General features: G+C 68.8%; 23 protein-coding genes. 10 read left to right on the top strand and 13 right to left on the bottom strand.

The features are described from left to right. Positions 1–2 precede the first annotated feature (2 nt). On the bottom strand, positions 3–290 hold the full coding sequence (gene gatC, locus ACJ7IV_RS10415; protein ID WP_483864324.1) for an Asp-tRNA(Asn)/Glu-tRNA(Gln) amidotransferase subunit GatC: 288 nt from the start codon (positions 288–290) through the stop codon (positions 3–5). Between the two features lie 172 nt (positions 291–462). Between gatC and ACJ7IV_RS10410 the strand changes: the two genes are divergently transcribed. The 7 genes from ACJ7IV_RS10410 (at position 463) to tldD (ending at position 10,404) form a co-directional block, all read left to right on the top strand. Continuing rightward, on the top strand, positions 463–1,500 hold the full coding sequence (locus ACJ7IV_RS10410; RefSeq protein WP_023005904.1) for a rod shape-determining protein: 1,038 nt from the start codon (positions 463–465) through the stop codon (positions 1,498–1,500). Between the two features lie 58 nt (positions 1,501–1,558). Continuing rightward, positions 1,559–2,467, top strand: a complete 909-nt coding sequence (mreC, locus tag ACJ7IV_RS10405; RefSeq protein WP_483866575.1) for a rod shape-determining protein MreC — start codon at positions 1,559–1,561, stop codon at positions 2,465–2,467. Continuing rightward, positions 2,467–2,961, top strand: a complete 495-nt coding sequence (gene mreD, locus ACJ7IV_RS10400) for a rod shape-determining protein MreD (RefSeq protein ID WP_483864323.1) — start codon at positions 2,467–2,469, stop codon at positions 2,959–2,961. The genes mreC and mreD overlap by 1 nt, the downstream gene beginning before the upstream one ends. A 13-nt stretch (positions 2,962–2,974) precedes the next feature. After that, positions 2,975–3,571, top strand: a complete 597-nt coding sequence (locus ACJ7IV_RS10395; protein ID WP_483864322.1) for a Maf family protein — start codon at positions 2,975–2,977, stop codon at positions 3,569–3,571. Positions 3,572–3,651: 80 nt separating this feature from the next. Next, positions 3,652–5,115, top strand: a complete 1,464-nt coding sequence (rng, locus tag ACJ7IV_RS10390; protein WP_213313042.1) for a ribonuclease G — start codon at positions 3,652–3,654, stop codon at positions 5,113–5,115. A 4-nt stretch (positions 5,116–5,119) separates the two neighbouring features. Next, the gene (locus ACJ7IV_RS10385; RefSeq protein WP_483864321.1) at positions 5,120–8,953 is read left to right on the top strand and encodes a YhdP family phospholipid transporter; all 3,834 of its coding nucleotides are present in this window, start codon (positions 5,120–5,122) and stop codon (positions 8,951–8,953) included. Continuing rightward, positions 8,950–10,404, top strand: coding sequence for a metalloprotease TldD (gene tldD, locus ACJ7IV_RS10380; protein ID WP_483864320.1), 1,455 nt, complete (start codon positions 8,950–8,952; stop codon positions 10,402–10,404). Before ACJ7IV_RS10385 ends, tldD begins: the two co-directional genes overlap by 4 nt. 132 nt (positions 10,405–10,536) lie before the next feature. Here tldD and yjgA read toward each other — a convergent pair whose 3' ends face one another. Next, positions 10,537–11,073, bottom strand: coding sequence for a ribosome biogenesis factor YjgA (yjgA, locus tag ACJ7IV_RS10375; protein ID WP_161432411.1), 537 nt, complete (start codon positions 11,071–11,073; stop codon positions 10,537–10,539). A 112-nt stretch (positions 11,074–11,185) separates the two neighbouring features. Between yjgA and pmbA the strand changes: the two genes are divergently transcribed. Further along, positions 11,186–12,526 (top strand): metalloprotease PmbA, encoded by a 1,341-nt coding sequence (gene pmbA, locus ACJ7IV_RS10370; protein ID WP_483864319.1) that lies wholly within the window; start codon positions 11,186–11,188, stop codon positions 12,524–12,526. Here the strand turns inward: pmbA and ACJ7IV_RS10365 are convergent. From ACJ7IV_RS10365 to ACJ7IV_RS10315, 11 genes are all read right to left on the bottom strand, one after another. After that, positions 12,523–12,792, bottom strand: a complete 270-nt coding sequence (locus tag ACJ7IV_RS10365; RefSeq protein WP_483864318.1) for an HPr family phosphocarrier protein — start codon at positions 12,790–12,792, stop codon at positions 12,523–12,525. The two genes, pmbA and ACJ7IV_RS10365, sit on opposite strands and share 4 nt — an antisense overlap. A gap of 2 nt (positions 12,793–12,794) precedes the next feature. Then, positions 12,795–13,700, bottom strand: a complete 906-nt coding sequence (gene rapZ, locus ACJ7IV_RS10360; protein WP_483864317.1) for an RNase adapter RapZ — start codon at positions 13,698–13,700, stop codon at positions 12,795–12,797. Between the two features lie 36 nt (positions 13,701–13,736). Continuing rightward, positions 13,737–14,204 (bottom strand): PTS IIA-like nitrogen regulatory protein PtsN, encoded by a 468-nt coding sequence (ptsN, locus tag ACJ7IV_RS10355; protein WP_483864316.1) that lies wholly within the window; start codon positions 14,202–14,204, stop codon positions 13,737–13,739. A 7-nt stretch (positions 14,205–14,211) separates the two neighbouring features. Next, positions 14,212–14,520, bottom strand: coding sequence for a ribosome hibernation-promoting factor, HPF/YfiA family (hpf, locus tag ACJ7IV_RS10350; RefSeq protein WP_213313052.1), 309 nt, complete (start codon positions 14,518–14,520; stop codon positions 14,212–14,214). A 189-nt stretch (positions 14,521–14,709) separates the two neighbouring features. Next, positions 14,710–16,122 (bottom strand): RNA polymerase factor sigma-54, encoded by a 1,413-nt coding sequence (locus ACJ7IV_RS10345; protein ID WP_483864315.1) that lies wholly within the window; start codon positions 16,120–16,122, stop codon positions 14,710–14,712. Between the two features lie 137 nt (positions 16,123–16,259). Further along, the gene (gene lptB / locus ACJ7IV_RS10340; RefSeq protein WP_483864314.1) at positions 16,260–16,985 is read right to left on the bottom strand and encodes an LPS export ABC transporter ATP-binding protein; all 726 of its coding nucleotides are present in this window, start codon (positions 16,983–16,985) and stop codon (positions 16,260–16,262) included. A 7-nt stretch (positions 16,986–16,992) separates the two neighbouring features. After that, the gene (gene lptA, locus ACJ7IV_RS10335; protein WP_483864313.1) at positions 16,993–17,511 is read right to left on the bottom strand and encodes a lipopolysaccharide transport periplasmic protein LptA; all 519 of its coding nucleotides are present in this window, start codon (positions 17,509–17,511) and stop codon (positions 16,993–16,995) included. Continuing rightward, a complete protein-coding gene (gene lptC / locus ACJ7IV_RS10330) occupies positions 17,508–18,092 on the bottom strand; it encodes an LPS export ABC transporter periplasmic protein LptC (protein ID WP_483864312.1) in 585 nt (194 codons plus the stop codon). Before lptC ends, lptA begins: the two co-directional genes overlap by 4 nt. A gap of 4 nt (positions 18,093–18,096) precedes the next feature. After that, complete coding sequence (locus ACJ7IV_RS10325) at positions 18,097–18,657, bottom strand: KdsC family phosphatase (RefSeq protein ID WP_483864311.1); 561 nt, start codon at positions 18,655–18,657, stop codon at positions 18,097–18,099. A gap of 21 nt (positions 18,658–18,678) precedes the next feature. Continuing rightward, positions 18,679–19,668, bottom strand: a complete 990-nt coding sequence (locus tag ACJ7IV_RS10320) for a KpsF/GutQ family sugar-phosphate isomerase (protein WP_483864310.1) — start codon at positions 19,666–19,668, stop codon at positions 18,679–18,681. 32 nt (positions 19,669–19,700) lie between these two features. Continuing rightward, positions 19,701–20,657, bottom strand: a complete 957-nt coding sequence (locus ACJ7IV_RS10315; protein WP_483864309.1) for a calcium/sodium antiporter — start codon at positions 20,655–20,657, stop codon at positions 19,701–19,703. A 152-nt stretch (positions 20,658–20,809) separates the two neighbouring features. Between ACJ7IV_RS10315 and ACJ7IV_RS10310 the strand changes: the two genes are divergently transcribed. Then, positions 20,810–21,622, top strand: a complete 813-nt coding sequence (locus ACJ7IV_RS10310; RefSeq protein ID WP_483864308.1) for an ABC transporter ATP-binding protein — start codon at positions 20,810–20,812, stop codon at positions 21,620–21,622. Then, a complete protein-coding gene (gene mlaE, locus ACJ7IV_RS10305; RefSeq protein WP_483864307.1) occupies positions 21,619–22,401 on the top strand; it encodes a lipid asymmetry maintenance ABC transporter permease subunit MlaE in 783 nt (260 codons plus the stop codon). The genes ACJ7IV_RS10310 and mlaE overlap by 4 nt, the downstream gene beginning before the upstream one ends. The last annotated feature ends 8 nt before the right edge of the window (positions 22,402–22,409 follow it).

Below are 22,409 nucleotides of genomic sequence, written 5' to 3'. Positions count from 1 at the left end.
GCTCACTCGACGACGCGGGGTACCAGGTAGAGGCCCTGTTCCACCGCCGGGGCGCAGCGCTGGAAATGGTCGCGCTGGTCGCTCTCGGTGACCTCGTCGGCGCGCAGCCGCTGGGTGGCGTCCAGGGGGTGGGCCAGGGGGGCAACGCCCTCGGTGTCCAGTGCCTGGAGGCGGTCGACCATCTCGAGGATGCGACCGAGGTCGTCCAGGTAGTGGGCGGCGTCTTCGTCGGAGAGGCCGAGCCGGGCGAGATGCGCGGCCCTGAGCACATCAGCGTGTTCAAGCGCCATGAGTCGGGTGTCCTCGATGAGAAAATCAGGCCGCTGAAGGTACCATATTCGGCGTCGCTCGGGCAGGGCCTCGATGTGCCAGTGCACGGGGGTTTCGCTTGCTGCTGAGGGGGTGCGGTGATACCGTTTGCCTCCGCACAGGGTTCCCGGACTGCACTAGGTAACGACTTCCATGTTCAAACGCTTGAGGGGGCTGTTCTCCAGCGATCTGTCGATCGATCTGGGCACGGCCAATACGCTGATCTACGTCCGCGGCCGAGGCATCGTGCTCGACGAACCATCGGTCGTGGCCATTCGCCAGTCCGGCAACATGCGCAGCGTGGCCGCCGTGGGCTCCGACGCCAAGCGCATGCTGGGCCGTACCCCTGGCAACATCACCGCCATCCGGCCGATGAAGGACGGAGTGATCGCCGACTTCACCGTCACCGAGCAGATGCTCCAGCACTTCATCCGCAAGGTCCATCAGAGCACCTTCCTGACACCGAGCCCGCGGGTACTGGTGTGCGTGCCCTGCATGTCGACCCAGGTGGAGCGCCGGGCCATCAAGGAGTCCGCCGAGGGCGCCGGTGCCCGTGAGGTGTTCCTGATCGAGGAGCCCATGGCGGCTGCCATCGGCGCCGGCCTGCCGGTGGAGGAGGCCCAGGGCTCCATGGTGGTGGATATCGGTGGCGGTACCAGCGAGATCGCCATCATCTCCCTGAACGGCATCGTCTACTCCGAGTCGATTCGCGTCGGCGGCGATCGCTTCGACGAGGCGATCATCGGCTACGTGCGGCGCCACTACGGCAGCCTGATCGGCGAGGCCACCGCCGAGCGCATCAAGGAGGAGATCGGCTGTGCCTACCCCGGCGGCGAGCTGCGCGAGATCGACGTGCGCGGTCGCAACCTGGCCGAGGGTATTCCGCGCAGCTTCACCCTCAACTCCCACGAGATCCTCGACGCCCTGCAGGAGACCCTGGCCTCCATCGTCGCCGCGGTGAAGAACGCCCTCGAACAGTCGCCCCCGGAACTCGCCTCCGATATCGCCGAGCGTGGCCTGGTGCTGACCGGCGGGGGTGCGCTGCTGCGCGACCTGGACAAGCTGATCGCCGAGGAGACCGGCCTGCCGGTGATCGTCGCCGAGGACCCGCTGACCTGCGTGGCACGCGGCGGCGGCAAGGCCCTCGAGATGATCGACCAGCACACCTTCGAGCTGCTGTCCAGCGACTGACCCGGGGAGACGCGTCATCAAGCCGCTGTTCTCGCATGGCCCGCTGCCCGTCTATCGCCTGCTGGTCTGCGCGATCGTCGCGGTCGGGCTGATGGTCTCCGACCTGCGGCTGACCCGCATGGAGGAGGTGCGTGCCCAGCTCTCCACGGTGGTGGCCCCCGTCCAGTGGGTGGTCAGTCTGCCCAGCAGCGTGCTGAGCTGGGCGACGCTGGCACTCTCCGACCAGCGTGCTCTGGTCGACGAGAATCGGCGGCTGCGCGAGCAGATCCTGACACTCTCTCACCGCGTCCAGCGCATGGCGGATCTCACCGCCGAGAACGTGCGCCTGCGCGAGCTACTCTCCGCCGCTCGCCAGCACGACATGCCCTTCATCACCGCCGAGCTGCTCTCCCTGGACCCCGATCCCTTCGCCCACCAGATGGTTCTGGACCGCGGTCGTCGCGATGGGGTGCAGGTGGGGCAGCCGGTGATGGATGCCGCCGGCCTGGTAGGGCAGGTGACCTCGGTCTCGGCCTACTCGAGCCGGGTGCTGATGGTGGCCGACGCGAGCCATGCGCTGCCGGTACGGGTCAATCGCAACGGCCTGCGCTTCATCGCCCAGGGCGGTGGGCGCTATGACAGCCTAAGCGTGCTGCATGTCCCCGACACCGCCGATATCCGCGAGGGTGACTTGCTGGTCACCTCGGGGCTGGCGGGGCGCTTCCCCCCGGGCTACCCGGTGGCCCGGGTCAGCGAGGTGGTGCACGACCCGGGCGAGCCCTTCGCCCGGGTCACCGCCGCGCCGGTGGCACAACTGCAGCGCTCGCGTCACTTCCTGCTGCTCTTCCCGCCCAGCCAGCTGCGCTTCGATGATCCCGGCTGGCAGGGCGACATCCACGCCACGGCCATCGAGGCCGCCCGGGCGGTGGCCGCTGATGCCGCCGCCGGGGAAGGGGTCGCCCCAGACGTCGACGAGGAGGCTCGCTGATGGCCGTTCCCTCCGCCGCCAATCTGGCGCTGCCGTGGATCTGGTGCTCCCTGCTGCTGGCGTTGTGCCTTCAGGTGATGCCGCTCGCCGAAGGCTGGCAGATCTGGCGGCCCGACTGGCTGGGGCTGATGCTGGTCTACTGGTGCATGAAGACCCCCTATCGGGTGGGCGTCTTCCATGCCTTCGTGCTGGGCATCCTGCTCGACCTGATCGAGGGGGCGGTGCTCGGCCAGAACGCCCTACTGCTGTCGCTGCTGGCCTTCCTGTGCGCCCTGGTCTATCCGCGCTTTCGTGCCTACTCGCTGGTTCAGCAGGCACTGATGGTGCTGGTGCTGCTGGGCAGCGTGCAGCTTCTGGAGCAGTGGTTGCGCACCCTGCTCGGCCCCTTCGCCATCCACCTTTCCTTCCTTACACCGTCGCTGATCGGCGCGCTGCTCTGGCCCTGGTTCGCCACCCTCTTCAATGCCCTGGGGCGGCGCCTGGCCGGCGACTGACCGGAACCTGTTCATGACCGCTACCCCATCACCGGTGCTCTGCCTGGCCTCCGCCTCGCCGCGCCGGCGCGAGCTGCTGGCCACCATCGGCGTCCCGGTGACGGTGCGCCCGGTGGATATCGACGAGACCTCGCGCCCCGGCGAGTCCGCCGAGGCGTATGTGACGCGCCTGGCCCGGGAGAAGGCGCTGGCCGGCGCGCGCTTCTCTGCGTTGCCGACCCTCGGCTCCGATACCGCCGTGGTCCGCGATGGCGCGATCCTCGGCAAGCCCGAGGGACCGGCGCATGCGGCCGTCATGCTGCGCTCGCTCGCCGGGCGCGAGCACCGGGTGCTTACCGCGGTGGCGGTCACCGGCCCCGCCGGCCTGCTCGACGCCTGCGTGGCCACCACGGTGGCGATGCGCGAGATCTCCGATGCCGAGATCGCCGCCTATTGGGCCAGCGGCGAGCCCGCCGACAAGGCGGGGGGCTATGCCATCCAGGGGCGGGCGGCGGTGTTCGTCCAGCGTATCGCCGGCAGCCACTCCGCGGTGGTGGGACTGCCGCTCTTCGAGACCGCCGCACTGCTGCGCCGCCAGGGGGTAGCGCTGTGGGATGGCGCCCTCGGCTGAGGTCGCGCCCCATCTCTCCGCCTTGGGACCGGGTCTCTATGTCATAATGGCCGCAAAGCAATCTGGACAAGGATTTCCGCATGAGCGGCGAAGTACTGATCAACCTGACGCCGATGGAGACCCGCGTCGCCGTGGTGGAGAACGGCGTGCTCCAGGAGGCCTTCATCGAGCGCAGCCGGCGGCGCGGTATCGTCGGCAATATCTACAAGGGCCGGGTGGTGAGGGTACTACCCGGCATGCAGGCGGCGTTCGTCGACATTGGCCTCGACCGTGCCGCCTTTATCCATGCTCACGAGGTGATGCCCCCCGGCACCCCGGCCGAGGAGCAGCTCTCCATCGGCCACTTGCTCCACGAGGGCCAGGCGCTGGTGGTGCAGGTGACCAAGGACCCCATCGGCTCCAAGGGGGCGCGGCTCACCACCCACCTGTCGGTTCCATCGCGCTACCTGGTCTATATGCCCGATGCTCCCCACCACGGCGTCTCACAGCGCATCGAGGACGAACGCGAGCGCGAGCGCCTGCGCGGCCTGATCGAGGAGGCCCAGGCCCAGCAGAGCCTTGAGGTGACCGGCGGCTTCATCGTGCGCACCGCCGCCGAGGGGGTGGGGGTCCAGGAGCTCGCCGCCGACATGCACTTCCTGCTGCGGTTGTGTCGCAAGGTCAGCGAGCGCAAGGTGACCTCGTCTGCGCCCAGCGTGATCTACGACGACCTGCCGCTGTTCATGCGCATCCTGCGCGACGTGATGCGTGACGATATCGAGAAGGTGCGCATCGACTCCCGGGAGAACTATGTCAAGCTGATCGAGTTCGCCGAGGAGTTCATGCCCGATGCCGTGGAGCGCATCGAGCACTACGCCGGTGAGCGGCCTATCTTCGATCTCTACAGCGTCGAGGACGAGATCCACAAGGCGCTGGGCCGCAAGGTGCAGCTCAAGTCCGGCGGCTACCTGGTGATCGACCCCACCGAGGCGATGACCACCATCGACGTCAATACCGGCGGCTATGTGGGGCACCGCAACCTCGAGGAGACCATCTTCAAGACCAACCTCGAGGCCGCCACCGCCATCGCTCGCCAGCTGCGGCTGCGCAATCTCGGCGGCATCATCATCATCGACTTCATCGACATGGAGGATACCGAGCACCAGCGCCAGGTGTTGCGCATGCTCGAGAAGTCGCTGGAACGCGACCACGCCAAGACCAAGTGTACCGGGGTCACCGAGCTGGGCCTGGTGCAGCTGACCCGCAAGCGCACCCGCGAGAGCCTCGAGCAGACGCTCTGCGAGGCGTGCCCGACCTGCAGTGGGCGAGGCACCCTAAAGACCCCCGAGACGGTCTGCTACGAGATCTTCCGCGAGATCCTGCGCGAGGAGCGCGCCTACAGCGCCGAGACCTACATGGTACTGGCCTCCCAGGCGGTGGTGGATCGCCTGCTCGACGAGGAGTCGGCGGCGGTAGCCGACCTGGAGGAGTTCATCGGCAAGCCGATCCGCTTCCAGGTGGAGACCCACTACTCCCAGGAGCAGTACGACATCGTGCTGATGTGAGCCCATGGCCATGACACGCCCGGTGATTCGCTGGACCCTGACCCTGCTGGCGCTGTTGCTGGCGGCGGTGGCACTGCTGGTGCTGGTGGCGCGCTTGGCGCTGGGCCTCGCCGATGGCCTGGTGCCGCGGCTGGAGGCGCTGCTCTCGGCGCGCTTCGCGGCGGAGGTGCGGATCTCCTCCCTGGAAGGCGGCCTGGCGTATCTGGACCCGCACCTCAGCCTGGATGACCTGAGCCTGCGCACCCGCGAGGGCGACAGGCCGCTGCTGGAGGTGCGGTCTGGCCACCTGCGCTTGGACAGCTGGCAGAGCCTGCGTGAGGGGCTGCCGGTGGTGGAGGATGCGCGCCTCGAGGGCGTGACACTTCATCTCTACCAGACCCCCGACGGGGGCTGGCACTGGCCCGATCCCGCCGAGCTGCCCCCCGAACTGCAGCCCGAGGGCGAACTCGACCTGGAGCGCATCGATTTCTGGGTCGGGGTGCTGCTGCGCCAGCGCGCCTGGGCCGAGCGGGTGAGCGTGGTACTGCATGGCCGTGAGCGGCGGGTCGCCTTCGAGGCGCCACGACTGTTGATGACCGGTGATGACCGACGCGCCCACCTCGAGGGTGAGCTGCATCTGGTGGGCGATCCGGATGTCGCCATGCAGGTGGCACTGGAGGTGCTGCCGGGCCAGGCCGGGTTCCGCGATTTCGGCGCCGCCCTGCAGGCCGAGTTGCGCCTCGACAGCCTGGTGGAGCTGGCCGCGGTGATGGGGAACAGCCAGCCGCTGCGCCTCGATGAGGCGCGTGGCGAGGCGAGCCTGTGGGGGCGCTGGCAAGGCGGCAGCCTGGCCGACGCCCGGCTGGCCCTGGACATCGAGCGGCTGGCGGTCAGCCACCGGGACGCGGCGGGAGAACGCCATGACCTGGAACTCGACAGCGTGACCGGACGTGGCCAGTGGTTGAAGGGGGAGAGCCGCTGGCAGGCGTGGTTCCAGGGCGACGCCGAGAGCCCCGATGTCGGCGAACTAGATGTCCCCGCGCCGCGCTGGGGCCCGGCCTTGCCCTATCGCTGGCACCTGAGCGGCGATGCCGATGGCTGGTGGCTCAATACCAGTGCCTTCGACCTGGGGTCGCTGGCCGCCTGGCGCGACCGGGTCCCGCTGCCCGAGGCCCTGGCCCGGGTGGTGGACAGCCTCGACCCGCGCGGGCGAGTGATGGGCTTCGGCCTGGGCTTCCGGGAGGGTGAGTGGCAGGCGCGGGCCGCCCTGCGCGGGGTGGAGGTCTCGCCCTGGCAGCAGGCGCCGGGCGGCGGCCCCCTCGACATGTGGGTGGAGGCCCATGGGGGTAACGGGCTGGTGCGTTTCGTTGGCGACGACGCGGCCACGCTGCACTTTCCGGAGGTCTTCGCCGGTCCCATGGCACTCGAGCACGCCTCGGGCGAGGTGCACTGGGCCTATGATGGCCCGCGCAGCATGGTCAGCGGCCGCGACCTGAGGGTGGGCTGGAACGGCGCCGAGGTCAGCGGCGGCTTCGGTCTCTCCGCCGGCCGTGGCGCCCGGGGCGGCTTCGGCCTGACCCTGGCCCTCGAGGATGTCGATGCCGTGGAGACGCCGCTTATCGAGTGGCTGCCGGTGGGTATCCTCGGTGATGATCTGCGCGACTGGCTGGCCGACGGCGTGGCGGGGCGCGTGCCCGAGGGCTCACTGCGCCTGCATGTGCCGCTCTCCGGGGGCAGTGACGAGCGCGTCGCGGCGAGCTTCGGCCTCGACCTCGCCATTCGCGATGGTCGCCTGCCCATCGCCCCGGGCTGGCCGATGCTGGAGGGCATCGAGGGGCGGTTGCGCCTCGACGACGGCGTACTCGACGCCGAGGTGACCCACGCCGAGAGCCTCGGCGTGGAGGCACACGACGGCCGGGTGCGCCTGGCCGACGAGCGCCTCGAGGTGGAGGGCCAGCTGGCCGCCGAGGCGACTGGGCTGCGTCGCTTCCTGCTGGCCATGCCGGTGGAAGGCATGCAGGCCCTGGATGCCTGGCAGGCCGAAGGGCGTGCCGAGGGCACGCTCTCCCTGGCGCTGCCCCTGGCCGAGCCCGAGGGTCTCGAGCTGGATATCGTCACCGAGACCGCCTTCCCGCGCCTGGAGTATCGCCCCCTTGGCCTTGCTTTCCGCGATCTCGCGGGGCCGCTCGCCTGGCGCCAGCGTGGTGAGAAGGGCGGCCTCGAGGGGCGCATCGAGGGGCAGGCGCTGGGCGGGCCGCTGCGCGCCGATATCGACACCCTGAAGGGCGGTCTCGAGCTTGCCGGCACGGCCGCACCGGAGGCGCTGCTCGAGCTGGGCGGCGTCACCGCCCTCGGCGAGCGGCTGTCGGGCGGTTTCGACTGGCGCGGACGGCTGGGTATCGGCGACAGCGTCTCTCTGCGCCTGGAGAGCGCACTCCAGGGGCTGGCCGCCGACTTGCCCGCCCCGCTGGGCAAGTCGGCGGGGGAGACGCGCCCGCTGCGGCTCGACATGGACCTGACGGAAGGGCGCCTGGATGGGAGCCTGGGCGAGGTGCTGGCTCTGCGCTGGCGGGCGCTGCCGGGTGGCGACAGCGGCCAGGGGCAGGTGTGGCTGGGCCGCCCGGCCACCGGCAGCTGGCCCACCGGGGCGGGCTGGTGGGTCGACGCCTATCTGCCGAGGCTGTCACCCGCCGCCTGGGGTGAATCGCTCTCCGGCCTGGTGGGTACCGGCTCGGGAGCGGCGGGTGGTGACCTGAACCTGCGCGAGGTGCGCCTGGCGAGCGACTGCCTGCAGCACGATGACCGCTGTCTGGGTTCCTTCTATACCACAGCACGTCCCCAGTCGGGTGGTGGCTGGCGCCTGGCGCTGGATGGCAGCCTGCTGGAGGGGCATCTCGACTATCGCCCCCAGCTCGCCGAGCCGCTGGATATCGGTCTGACGCGGCTCTCCCTGGATGCGCTGCTGCCGGGCAGTCGCGAGGTCGGCTCGCTGTTCGACGAGATCGCCACCCCGCCGGCGCCCGAGCCGCTGCCCGAGTGGGTGGCCGAGCTGCCCGACGGGCGCCTGCGTGTCGCCGATATCGAGCGCGCCGGCCAGCGCCTGGGGCCGCTCACCGCGCGCTGGCGGGCCACGCCCGAGCGACTCAGCATCGCGCCCCTAGGGCTCACCCTGGGCCAGATCAGTGCCCGCGGCGAACTGGTCTGGGAGGCCGCCGGCTCCGCGGCCAGCCTGACCCGGGCGCGCCTCGACCTGGACGGCCGCGACCTGGGCACGGCATTGGAGCGTCTGGGGCAGGCGGCGGTGATCCGAAGCAACGAGACCCGGGTCAAGAGCCAGCTGGCCTGGCCGGGGGCGCCCTGGCAGTTTGCCCTGGAGCGCTCCCGGGGCAGCGTCGAGGCGGAGCTGCGTGACGGGCGTTTCGTCAACCTGGAGTCCACCCCGGCACGCCTGGTGGGGCTGCTCAACCTCGACAACCTGGTGCGTCGGCTGCGCCTGGACTTCTCCGACGTGACCGGACAGGGCACCGCCTTCGATCGTGTCACTGGCGCGGCGACCCTGTATGGTGGCAGTCTCGAGACGCGGGGGCCGGTCGAGGTCGTGGGCCCCGCCACCCGCTTCTCTCTGGATGGCAGCGTCGAGCTGGCGCGGCGGGAACTCGACATGCGGCTGGGGGTCACGGTACCCGTCAGCCGCAACCTGCCGCTGGCGGCGGTGATCGCCGGCGCCCCGATGGTCGGCGGCGCCCTGTTCATCGCCGACCGCCTGTTCGGTGATGCCATCGACAGCGTGACCCGAATTCATTATCGCGTGCTCGGTCCCTGGACCGCGCCGCAGATCTCAGTGGAAAGCGCAGAATGACCCAAGCGAGACACGCACTGCTAGATGAAGCCGCCGGTATCCTGCTGGCTCCCGGCGGCCTCTCCCTGGATGACCTGGACGCCGGCCTCGGCCACGCCCTGGGCCCGGGTATCGACTATGCCGATCTCTACTTCCAGCGCAGCTGGCACGAGGGCTGGGTGCTGGAAGATGGTGAGGTCAAGGAGGCCAGCTACAATATCGACGGCGGCGTGGGCGTGCGCTCCCTGGCCGGCGAGAAGACCGGCTTCGCCTACTCCAACCAGATCACCGCCGACGCCCTGGGCGAGACCGGGCGAACCGCCGCGGGCATCGTGCGCAGCGGCAAGCGCCTGAGCCTGGGCGTTCCAGTCGCCGTCGCACCCACGGCGCGCTATGCCGGGGTCGACCCGCTCTCCGGCCTCTCTGCCGAGGAGAAGGTCGCCATGCTCAAGGAAGCGGATCGGGTGGCCCGGGCCGCCGATCCCTCGATCAGCCAGGTCAGTGCTTCGCTCTCCGGGGTCCATGAGGTGGTGCTGGTGCGTGCCAGCGACGGCACCCTGGCGGCGGATATCCGTCCCCTGGTGCGCTTCAACGTCAGCGTGATCGCCGTGCGCAACGGCCGTCGCGAGCGCGGCAGCGCCGGTGGCGGTGGCCGCTACCCCATGTCGCGTCTGCGCGACGAGGGCGTGGCCGAGCGCTATGCGAAGGAGGCGGTCCGCCAGGCACTGGTGAACCTGAATGCGGTCGACGCCCCGGCCGGCCAGCTGCCGGTGGTGCTGGCCCCGGGCTGGCCCGGCATTCTGCTCCACGAGGCGGTGGGCCACGGCCTGGAGGGCGACTTCAACCGCAAGGGCAGCTCGGCCTTCGCGGGACGCATGGGCCAGCGCGTGGCCGCGCCGGGGGTGACGGTGGTGGACGATGCCACCCTGGCCGACCGCCGCGGCTCGATGAGTGTCGACGATGAAGGCACTGTCGGTCAGCGCACCCCGTTGATCGAGGATGGCATCCTGACCGGCTACATGCAGGACAAGCTCAATGCCCGGCTGATGGGCATGGCGCCCACCGGCAACGCACGCCGCGAGTCCTTCGCCCACCTGCCCATGCCGCGCATGACCAACACCGTCATGCTGGCCGGGCAGGACGACCCCGCCGATATCCTCAAGAGCGTCAGACGTGGCCTCTATGCGGTGAGCTTCGGCGGCGGCCAGGTGGACATCACCTCGGGCAAGTTCGTGTTCTCGGCAAGCGAGGCCTACCTGATCGAGGATGGCCGGATCACCGCCCCGGTGAAGGGCGCGACGCTGATCGGCAACGGCCCCGAGGTGATGGGGCAGGTGTCGATGATCGGCCATGACATGGAGCTGGACAGCGGCATCGGCGTCTGCGGCAAGGAGGGCCAGGGCGTGCCCGTGGGCGTCGGCCAGCCGACCCTCAAGATCGACGAGCTGACCGTGGGTGGTACTGCTTCCTGATCGAGCGAGGGGCGCCGGGGGCAAGCTGAAGAGGAGGTCCGATTCCAGGGAAGGAATCGGTAGCGTACAGGGAGGTATTCACAGCGCCTCCTTGCAAGCTTGCCGCCGGATCAGCCCCGAGCAGTGCGAGACCTACAGCCCCGCGGTATCGCGGATCAGCTTGAACAGCTTGCGGGCGCTGGCCGGGGGCTTGCCCCGCTCGCGCTCGCGCTGGGCATTGCGGATCAGCTGGCGCAGGGCCTGGCGGTCGGCGTCGGGGTAGTCGGCCACGAAGGCCTCCACTGCGGCGTCGCCCTCGTCGACGAGGCGGTCACGCCACTTCTCGAGGCGATGGAAGGCGTGGTCGCGGCGCAGCGTCTCCTGCTCGATCTCGTCGTGGACGGCCCGGATCGCCTCGAGGTCCTCGCGACGCATCAACTTGCCGATGTACTGCATATGGCGGCGTCGCCCCTCGTGGGAGCGGATGCGCGTGGTCTCTTCCACCGCGGCGAGCATGTCGTCGGAGAGCGGAAAGCGCGCCCGCTCGCCGGGTGTCATGGCGATGATCTGTTCGCCCAGCGTCTGCAGCGCCTGCATCTCGCGCTTGAGCTGGGACTTGCTGGGGCGTTCGTCGTTGTCCGGCTGCTGAAGGATCTGGTCGAGCAGCTCGCGGGGAGATTCCTGGGACATGCCGCTTCCATCGGTTGGGGGCTGGGTGTCCCGACAGTATACCAGCCCGCTACACCGGGCTGAGAATGAACATCACAGGCGCGGCCTCTGGGTCCGCCGAAGGAGGATAGAGATGACTCAGGCTTTCGATGCCGCCGCCCAGCAGATCCAGCTGGAGAGCCGTTCCCGACAGGCCGTGGAGCTGGCCCGCAAGCTCGGTGCCGACGCCTGCGAAGTGGGCGCCAGCGTCGACCAGGGCGTCGGTGTCAGCGTGCGCGAAGGGGAAGTGGAGACCGTCGAGCTCTCTCGTGACCAGGGCATCGCGGTGACCGTCTATCTCGGGCAGCGCAAGGGCAGTGCCTCCTCCACCGACGCCGGAGAGGCCTCCATTCGTGCCGTGGTTGAGAAGGCCATCGCCATCGCCCGCTACACCGGCGAGGATCCCGCCGCCGGCCTCGCCGACCCCGAGCTGATGGCCACCCACCTGCCGGATCTCGACGTGCACCACCCCTGGCCGCTGACCACCGAGGAGGCGATCGACCTGGCACTGGCCTGCGAGGCCGCCGGTCGCGGCAAGGCGGGAATCAAGAGCTCCGACGGGGCCTCGCTCTCCAGCGGCGAGGGGGTGCGGGTCTATGCCAACAGTCACGGTTTCCTGGGCAGCCAGTGCGGCAGCCGTCACTCCCTCTCCTGCATGCTGATCGCCGAGGACGCCGCCGGCATGCAGCGCGACTACGACTTCACCAGCGCCCGGAACCCCCGCGACCTGCTGGCTCCCGAGCGCGTTGGCGAGAGCGCCGCCGAGCACACCCTGCGGCGCCTCGGCGCCCGGCGGCCGGCCACCGGGCGCATGCCGGTACTCTTCGACCCCAACCTGGCTGCGGGCCTGGTCGGCTCGCTGATGGGGGCCATCGCCGGCGGTGCACTGTTCCGCCAGTCCTCCTTCCTCTGCGACCGCCTCGGTGATGTGCTCTTCCCCGAGTGGTTCAGCCTGCAGGAGAAGCCCATGGAGATCGGCGCCATGGCCAGCTCGCCCTTCGACAACGACGGCGTGCAGACCCGCGACAATGTCTTTGTCGAGAATGGGCGCTTGGCCAGCTACATGCTCTCGGCCTACAGTGCGCGACGCCTCGGCATGCAGACCACCGCCAATGCCGGCGGAGCCCGCAACCTGCGCATCGCGGCGCCGCTGGCCTCACGCGACGAGCTGCTCGCCCGCATGGGGCGCGGGGTACTGGTCACCGAGCTGATGGGGCAGGGCGTCAATGCTGTCACCGGTGACTACTCGCGCGGCGCGGCAGGCTTCTGGGTGGAGAACGGGAGGGTCCAGTACCCGGTGGAGGAGTTCACTATTGCCGGTAACCTGGAGGCGATGTTCCGCGGACTGGCCGGCGTGGGCAGCGATATCGACACCCGCGGAAGCATTCATACCGGCAGCTGGCTGATCGACGAGATGACCGTGGCCGGCAGCTAGTCATCCTCGTCGAAGCGGGCCTCGAACAGCGCCTGCACGGCGTCGAGGGCCGCCTCGGCATCCTCCCCCTCGGCGCTGACGGTGAGTTCGGTGCCGCAGGGGGCGGCGAGCATCAGCAGCGACATGATGTTGTCTGCCTCGCCCTGCATGGCGCCATTGGTCACGCGGATGCGTGCGTCGAAGGGCTGGCAGCACTGCACCAGCTTGGTGGCGGCACGGGCGTGGAGCCCACGCTTGTTGGTCAGGGTCAGCTTGCGTTGCGGCACGCTCAACTTCCTTGATGAGGTGTGGCGTCGGGGCCGGGAAGGGTGTCCTGGGTGCCCAGCTCGCGGTGGCGCAGGCGTACATGGGTCTGGCTCTGTGCCAGCTGCATCGCCAGCCGTTCGGCGATATAGACCGAGCGATGCTGTCCGCCGGTGCAGCCGATGGCCACGGTCAGGTAGCTGCGATGGCTGGCCTCGTAGCTGGGTAGCCAGCGGGTCAGCCAGGCGTGGATATCCTCGAGCATCGCCTGGACTAGGGGGTAGCCCTCGAGGAAGGCGATGATCTCGGGGTCCTGGCCGGTGAACGGCCTCAGGCGCGGGTCCCAGTAGGGATTGGGCAGGCAGCGGGCATCGAACACCAGGTCGGCATCGAGGGGCACGCCCCGCTTGAAGCCGAAGGATTCCACGGTCAGGGTCAGCTGCTCGGGACGGTGCCGGGCCACCTGGTCGGCGATGCGGCCGCGGAGTTCGTGCACCGACAGCCGTGAGGTGTCGATCACCAGGTCGGCCAGGTCGCGGATCTCGGCCAGCGCCTGCTCCTCGGAGTCGATCGCCTCGGCCAGCGTCATTTCGCTGCCGCGGGTGAGGGGGTGGCGGCGCCGGGTGGCAGAGTAGCGCTCGATCAGGATGCGCGCGTCAGTGGTGAGGTAGATCACCTGGCAATCGATGCCGCGTTCACGCACCTCCTCGAGCAGGCTGGGGAAGCGCTTGAGGGCCTGGGGCAGGTTGCGGGCGTCGATGCTGACGGCGATGGAGGAGCGCGGAGACTCGGGGTTGCCCAGCTCGTCGACCAGTGAGCCGAGCAGCATGGCCGGCAGGTTGTCGATGGCGTAGTAGCCGAGATCCTCCAGGGCCTGCAGCGCGATCGACTTGCCCGAGCCGGAACGGCCGCTGATGATCACGAGCTGCATGGGGGGATCTCCTGGTCGTCCTGGCCGAGCGGTTGCTCAGCCCTGTCGTCGGATGGCCTCGATAAGGCCCTCGTGGAGTTCTCGCTGGCTGGCGCAGCGGCGCAGGCGAGTCCGGGTGTCGACATCGTTCATGATGCTTGCCACCTGGGCCAGCAGGGTCAGGTGGGCGGCATCGGCCTCCTCGGGCACCAGCAGCACGAACACCAGGTCGACGGGCTCACCGTCGATGGCGTCGAAATCCACCGGCTCGGCCAGCTTGAGGAAGCCAGCGATGGGGGCCTTGCAGTGGGGGCTGCGGGCATGCGGGATGGCCACGCCGTTGCCGATCCCGGTACTGCCGAGGCGTTCGCGGGCAATCAGGCGCGCGAACACCTCCTGGCTGTCGAGGCTGGGAGTGTTCTGGGCAATGAAGGTGCTGAAGAACTCCAGCACCCGCTTCTTGCTTCCCCCGGGCACATCGAAGAGGGTGCGCTCCGGGGGGAGGATGGTTTCGAGGGACGACATCGTGGGCTCAGCGAGCGCCGGCGCCCTGGGCGCGGGCCTGGGCCTTTTCCTTGTGCTTGACCAGCTGGCGGTCCAGCTTGTCTGCCAGGGCATCGATGGCGGCGTACATGTCGTTCTCCTGAGCTTCGGCATGCAGGTCGGCACCGGCAGCGTGCAGGGTGCAGGCGGCTGACTGGCGCTCCTTCTCCACCGACAGGGTCACCTGCACGTTGGTGATGTTGTCGTAGTGGCGCTCTACGCGAGTCAGCTTCTCGTTGACATAGTCACGCAGGGCATCGGTCAGTTCCACATGATGGCCGGTGATGTTGACTTGCATGACACGCTCCTTGCTCGTTGGTTGTGCTTCGATTGTAACCCTTTTTCCAGCCTTGCATACCCCCCGTGCCGACGCTCTGGATGCCGGTGATGACGCGGGTCATGCCAGCCGCTTGCATTCACTGGAGGAGGGGATTCCCATGGCTTCCCGGGTAATCTCTGGAGCGCCACGGTGCGGCGCCGCGCGGTGTCATGCCAGCCGCTTGCGTTCGCTGGAGGAGGGGATGCCCATGGCCTCGCGGTACTTGGCCACGGTACGGCGTGCGACCTGGATGCCGGCCTCGTCGAGCAGGGTGACCAGCTTGCTGTCGGAGAGCGGCTTGCGTGGCGGCTCCTCCTGGATGAGCTTGCGGATGCGAGCGCGGATGGCGGTGCTGGAGTGGGCGTCGCCATCGCCTTCGCCGCGGACTTGGCTGGAGAAGAAGTACTTGAGTTCGAACACCCCGCGGGGCGTATGGATGAACTTCTGGGTGGTGACCCTGGAGATGGTTGACTCGTGCATCTCCACCGCCTGGGCGATATCGGCCAGGATCAGCGGCTTCATCGCCTCCTCGCCGCATTCGAGGAAGTCGAGCTGGCGGGCCAGGATCTCGCGACCGACGCGCAGCAGGGTGTCGTTGCGACTGGTCAGGCTCTTCATCAGCCAGCGCGCCTCCTGAAGGTGATCCTTCAGGAACTGGTTGTCGTCGCTCTTGTCGGCGCGGCGCACCAGCGCCGCGTAGTCGGGCTGGACGCGCAGTCGGGGCAGGGCCTCGGGGTTGAGCTCGACGTGCCAGCCATGGCGGTCGTGGAAGGCGATCAGGTCGGGTATCACATAGTCGTCGGTCACGCTGGCATAGGCGCTGCCGGGGCGCGGGTCCAGGCCACGCACCAGGGCGATGGTCGCGTCAAGCGCCTCATCGTCCAGTCCCAGGCGGCGCTTGAGCAGGCGTCGGTCGCCACCGGCCAGGGCCTCGAGGAACTGGCGTACCAGGCGCCGCGCCTGGGGCAGGTGCGGGGTGTTGTCGGGGAGCAGGGCGAGCTGCAGCTGCAGGCATTCGCGCAGGTCGCGGGCGAAGATGCCGGTGGGTTCGAACTGCTGCAGGCGCAGCAAGACCTGCTCCATCTCCTGGTTGCGCAGGTCGGCGAGTCCCTGTTGCCTCAGGCCATCACGGATCTCGTCGAGCGGGGCGGCCAGGTAGCCGGCATCGTTGACGGCATCGATCAGGCTCTCGGCAATCTGCCGCTCCCGGGGATCGAGGTCGCTCATCGCCAGCTGCCAGGCGAGGTGGCCGTGCAGGCTCTGGCCCTGAGCCTGGCGCTCGAAGTCGGGCCCTTCGCCGCCGGCAGGTGAGCCCAAATCCTGATAGGTGTCCGACCAGTCGCTGTCGGTGGCGAGCTGTTCGGGGATTTCGCTGGCCCAGTCGTCTTCCGCGGGCTCCTGGGTGGGCTGCTCCCCGAACTCGTCATCGAGCTCCAGCAGCGGGTTGCTCTCCAGTGCCTGCTGGATCTCCTGGCGCAGGTCCAGGGTGGAGAGTTGCAGCAGGGCGATGGCCTGTTGCAGCTGGGGGGTCATGGTCAGCTGAGTGCCGACCCGCAGCTGCAGGGATGCCTTCATGGCCATGGCAGGCGTCCTCCTGGCGTGTCGGAAAACCCTACCCTAGCGCCTGTCGTCGCGTGGCGCAACACGATATCAAGCAATAATCATGCCATGCGCGGAGCACGCCGGAATATATTTATAGGTTTATGTCGGTCAGGGGGTCAGAGGCGGAAGTCTTCGCCCAGGTAGACCTCACGCACCTTCTGGTTGGAGAGGATAGACTCGGCATCGCCCTCGGCGATGATCTTGCCGTCGCCGACGATATAGGCGGTATCGCAGATGTCGAGGGTCTCGCGGACGTTGTGGTCGGTGATCAGCACGCCGATATCCCGTGCCTTGAGCTGGCGGATGATCCCCTTGATCTCGCCCACCGAGATCGGGTCGACTCCGGCGAAGGGCTCGTCGAGCAAGATGAAGGCGGGTTCGGTCGCCAGCGCCCTGGCGATCTCCACCCGGCGCCGCTCGCCACCGGAGAGACTCATGCCCAGATTGTCGCGGATATGGGTGACATGGAACTCCTCGAGCAGCTGCTCCAGGCGTGCTCGACGGCCGGCGCGGTCGAGGTCCTTGCGGGTCTCGAGGATGGCCATGATGTTGTCGGCCACCGACAGCTTGCGGAAGATCGAGGCCTCCTGGGGCAGGTAGCCGATCCCCGCCCGGGCCCGCTCGTGCATGGCGGCCCGGGAGAGGTCCAGGTCATCGATGGCCACCGAGCCGGCATCGGCACGCACCAGCCCCACGATCATGTAGAAGGAGGTGGTCTTGCCGGCGCCGTTGGGGCCCAGCAGCCCGACGATGCTGCCCTGGCGGATCGACAGGCCGATGTCCTGCACCACGCGACGGCGCTTGTAGCTCTTGGCCAGATGATGGGCGTAAAGGGTCTTCATGGCGTCCTTACTGCTGTTCGGGCTGGAGGGTCATGCGGATGCGCTGGCTGCCCTCGACGCCCTCGCCATCGGCGCGTGCCTGCACCACGCGGCGGTCGAGGAAGTACTCCAGGTAGCCGCCCTCGAAGGTGTCGCCCCCCTGGTGGAGTTCGGCGCGATCGATCAGCTCCACGCGCCGTTCGGCCACGTGATAGATGACGGTGCGCCCCCAGCCCTTGACGACCGGCTCGGCGGGATCGGGCTGCTGTTCGAGGTAGGCCCGTTCACCGGTGGCGGTCGCCAGGGAGAGCTCGCCGGCCGCGTTGCGGCGGATCTCCACCCGGTTGCCGGTCAGGCGCATGCTGCCCTGGCGGATATCCACGTTGCCGGTGTACACGGCGGTGCCGGCGCGATCGTCGAGATCGAGGCGGTCCGCCTCGACCAGGATGGGGGCATTGGCATCCTGATTTTGAGCCTGACTGGCCGGGGCGATAGCCAGCGCCAGCAGCAGTGCACAGGTCAGCGTGGGTAGCAGGGGGCGCTTCATGGCGAGGACTCCTCGGATGTCTCGGGCGGATGGTGGCCGCGCACATTGTCGGTCAGGCGCGCCCGATTGTCATGGAGCCAGGCGTCGAAACGCTCACCGCTCATGCGCTGAGGGGGCTGACGCAGAGTAGCCGGGGTGGTGCTCCAGGCATGCCCGGTGTCGGCATCGTAATGCAGCGTCTCGGTCTCGAGCTCCCAGCGCTCGGCGGGGGCGCGCAGGCGGGCGTCCCCGTCGAGCAGCAGCGGGTTGCCCCCCGGCCCCAGCTCGCCGCTGTCTGCCTCGGCCAGCCATAGCCGACCCTCGCGGTCGTGGAGCCGGGCAAGCGGAGTCTCCAGACGGGTCACGTCGTCTACCGGGGTATGCACCAGCCGCGGCGTGGTCACCCGCTGGTGGGGCCGGCCCCCGCTGTCGAAGCGGGTGAGGCGCGCATTCTCGAGGTAGAAGTCGGGTTCGCCCGCGGCATCGCGCGGTACCTGGCCGGTGGGGCTGGGGTCGCGCAGGTCGAGCAGCGCCAGGCCTCCGCCCAGCGCCAGCAGCAGCAGGGTCAGCCAGGTGCGGAAGCCGGGGCGCGGCAGGGCCATGATCTCAGCCGGCCCCGTGGAGGTAGGTGTCGATCACCGCGTCCCAGTGCCCCTGGGCGCGCAGCAGGGTGTCGGCGATCTCGCGGGCCGCGCCCTGGCCGCCGCTGCGTTCGGTAACCCAGTCCGCATGCTTCTGGATATAGCTCGGTGCATTGGGGACGCTGATGCCCACGCCGGCACGGCGGATGGCGCCCACATCGGGCATGTCGTCGCCGCAGTAGGCGACCTGGTCGAACTCCAGGCCCAGGCGGGCGATTAGCTCACGCAGGACCGGCAGTTTCTTCTCGACGCCCTGGAAGACATGCTGGATGCCCAGGGCAGCGGCGCGGCGACTCACCGTGGGCGATTCGCGGCCGGTGATCAGTGCGACCTGGATGCCGGCACGCTTGAGCAGCTTGAGGCCGTGGCCATCCTGGACGTTGAAGGCCTTGATCTCGATGCCGTCGGCCTGGAAATAGAGCTGGCCGTCGGTGAGCACGCCATCGACGTCCAGTGCCAGCAGGCGGATACGGCGCAGGCGATCGGTGAGCTGCGGATCCTGCAGGAGAGAGGTATGGGTCGTCATGAAGACTCCGTGTCGTTAAGGTCAGATCACGCCGCTGGCGAGTAGGTCGTGCATATGCAGGGCGCCCACCGGGCGACCCTCGTCGTCGACCACGGCCAGGGCGGAGATGCGGTGGTCTTCCATCAGGCTGACCGCCTCGGCGGCCAGGGTTTCCGGGGAGACGTGCTTGCCGGGGCAGGTCATCACCTCATCCACGCTCAGGTCGGTCAGGTCGCTGTGCTGGTCCAAGGTGCGGCGCAGGTCGCCGTCGGTGTAGACCCCGGCGAGGCGGCCGTCGGGAGCTACCACGCAGGTGAACCCCAGCCCCTGGCGGGTGATCTCCAGTAGGGCATCGCGCAGCGGGCTGCCCAGCGGCACCCTTGGCAGCCGGCTGCCGCTGTGCATCAGGTCACCGACGCGCAGCAGCAGCCGCTTGCCAAGGCTGCCCCCGGGATGGGAGAGCGCGAAGTCCTCGGCGGTGAAGCCGCGTGACTCGAGCAGCGCCACGGCCAGGGCATCGCCCATGGCCAGGGCCGCAGTAGTCGAGGCGGTGGGGGCCAGGTCGAGAGGGCAGGCCTCCCGCTCGACCCCGGTATCGAGGTGTGCCTCGGCATGGCGGGCCAGGCTCGATGCGGGGCGGCCGGTCATGCTGATCAGCGGTACCTTCATGCGCTTGAGCAGCGGCAGCAGGGCGGTCACCTCGGCGGTCTCACCCGAGTTGGAGAGCGCCAGCACCACGTCACCGGGGGTGATCATGCCGAGGTCGCCGTGGCTGGCCTCGCCGGGGTGCACGAAGAAAGCCGGCGTGCCGGTACTGGCCAGGGTGGCGGCGATCTTGCCGGCGATATGCCCCGACTTGCCCATGCCGGTGACCACCACGCGGCCGCGGCAGGCCAGGATCAGCTCGCAGGCACGGTCGAAGGCGTCGTCGAGGCGCGCCACCAAGGCGCCAATGGCCTGCTGCTCGAGGTGCAGGGTGCGTCGGGCGCTGTCACGGAGGGCCGAGCCGGCCGAGGGGGTATCGGATGTCATGGCGACGATTGTTGCCTGTTCGAGGGGTTCACTCAAGAGCCACCGCCCAGACTGGCCATGCCGAGCCAGATCAGGTAGCCGAAGTAGCTGGCGGTCAGTGCCGCGCCGGGGAGCCGGCCCAGGTGGTTGCGGCGATGCCACAGCAGCAGGGCGCCGAGCACCAAGGTCAGCACCAGGAGCAGGGGATAGTCACGCTCGCCGGCGGCGGGGTCGGTCGGGCCCGGCGCAAGCAGGCCGGGTACCGGCAGCACCGCCAACAGGTTGAAGAGGTTGGAGCCGATGATATTGCCGATGGCCAGATCGTGGTGACGCTTGAGGGCGCTTGCCACGCAGGCCACCAGCTCCGGAAGGCTGGTGCCGATGGCGACGATGGTCAGGCCGATGACCAGCTCGCTGATCCCCATGCTGCGGGCGAGTTCGCTGGCCCCCCACACCAGGCCGCGGGAGCCGGCCACCATCACCGCGAGTGTCACCACCAGCCACAGCAGGGCGCGAGCCAGAGTCATGTCGGGTATCTCGCCTGCCACTTCCTCCTTGGCGTCCGGAGTGTCGGCACGAAACAGCCACCACAGGCTGAACAGCAGCAGGGCGATGAGCAGCGCGGCATCCATCCGTCCCAGGTGGCCGTTGGCCAGGGCGTAGCCGGCCAGGCCGGTGGCGCCGAGCAGCAGGGGCAGCTCGCGGCGCACGATGGAGAAGCGTACCGGGATGGGTACCACCAGAGCGGTGATGCCCAGTACCAGCCCGATATTGGCGATGTTGGAGCCCAGGGCGTTGCCGGTGGCCAGGTCGGGGATGCCATCCAGGGAGGCCATCAGCGACACCACGATCTCCGGGGCCGAGGTGCCCAGGGCGACGATGGTCATGCCCACTAGCATGGTGCTCATGCCGGCGCGGCGGGCGGTGGCGGCCGCCGCGCCGACGAAGTGGTCGGCGCTCCACAGCAGGGCGACAAGACCCAGCAGCACGGCAATCAAGGGTAGCAGCATGGGATATCGGCTCGTTACGGTGGTCAGTTTCGGAAAGGCGCCATTAAACGTGTTGGTCAGGAGTGGTGCAAGCCGCCGAGCGGCATCGGGCTAGCGCCTGGTCGGGCAGTTAGGATACGATGTTCGATAATTTTACTGGGATGGCTGAGCCGATGAGTGACACTCCCTTCGTGGTGGTGGAGGGGCTGCATTTTGCGCGTGGCGACAAGGAGATCTTCCGCGGCGTCGACATGACGATCCAGCGTGGCGGTATCACCGCCATCATGGGCCCCAGCGGCAGTGGCAAGACCACCCTGCTCAAGTTGATCGGCGGGCAGCTGCTGCCCGACGCCGGACGGGTGCTGATCGAGGGCCAGGATGTGCACCGCCAGTCGCGTAAGGCGCTGTTTGCCATGCGCCAGCGCATGGGCATGCTGTTCCAGAGCGGGGCGCTGTTCTCCGACCTCAGCGTGTTCGAGAACGTGGCCTTCCCGCTGCGGGTGCATACCGACCTGCCTGGCACCATGGTCCGCGACCTGGTGCTGATGAAGCTCGAGGCGGTTGGCCTGCGTGGTGCCCGGGAGCTGATGCCCGCTGAGCTCTCCGGGGGCATGGCACGCCGCGTGGCCCTGGCCAGGGCCATCGCCCTGGATCCCGAACTGATCCTCTATGACGAGCCGTTCGTCGGACAGGACCCGATCTCCATGGGCGTGCTGGTGCAGCTGATCAAGCGTCTTAATCAGGCGCTGGGGCTGACCTCCATCGTGGTCTCCCACGACATCAAGGAGACCCTGACCATCGCCGACTATGTCTACGTGATCGCCGACGGCCAGGTGATGGCCCACGGCACACCCAAAAGCCTCGATGTGGACCAGGATCCCCGGGTCAGCCAGTTCGTCCACGGCGAACCGGATGGGCCGGTGCCCTTCCACTATCCGGCGGTGGACTTCGTCGCCGACATGCTCAGCCCGGGAGGTCCACGATGATCCAGCGAATCCGTCGCCTGGGGCGCCGCGGCTGTGACCTGCTCGAGGCCTTCGGTCGTGCCGGTATCTTCCTCACCCAGTCCGCAGTGGGGCTGCCGAGTCGCGAGGGGCTCTACCTCTGGGTGCGCCAGATGCACTTCGTCGGCGTGCTGTCGCTGGCCATCGTGCTGGTCTCGGGGCTGTTCATCGGCATGGTGCTGTCGCTGCAGGGCTATACCATCCTGGTCGACTTCGGCGCCGAGGATGCGTTGGGCCAGATGGTGGCACTATCGCTGCTGCGCGAGCTCGCCCCGGTGGTGGCGGCGCTGCTGTTCGCCGGACGTGCCGGCTCGGCACTGACCGCCGAGATCGGCCTGATGAAGGCGACCGAGCAACTGACCAGCATGGAGATGATCGGCGTCGACCCGCTGCGCCGGGTGGTGGCGCCGCGGCTGTGGGCGGGCTTCGTGGCCCTTCCGCTGCTTACCGTGGGCTTCGGTGTGGTGGGCATCTACGGTGGTTACCTGGTCGGCGTCGACTGGCTGGGCGTCTTCGAGGGCTCCTACTGGTCCAACATGCAGGCCAGCGTCGACTTCATCGACGACGTGGGCAACGGCATCATCAAGAGCTTGGTGTTTGCCGTGGTGGTGACCTGGATCGCGGTCTTCCAGGGCTATGATCTGGTGCCCACCTCGGAGGGCATCTCGCGGGCCACCACCCGTACCGTGGTCTATTCCTCGCTGGCCGTGCTCGGCCTCGATTTCGTGCTGACCGCCGTGATGTTCGGCGGACTCGCCTGAGCGGCGAA

The organism is Halomonas sp. C10-5, assembly GCF_057169305.1.
Note: the sequence above shows the minus strand (reverse complement) of the source record. Positions and strands in the feature narration are given on the sequence as shown.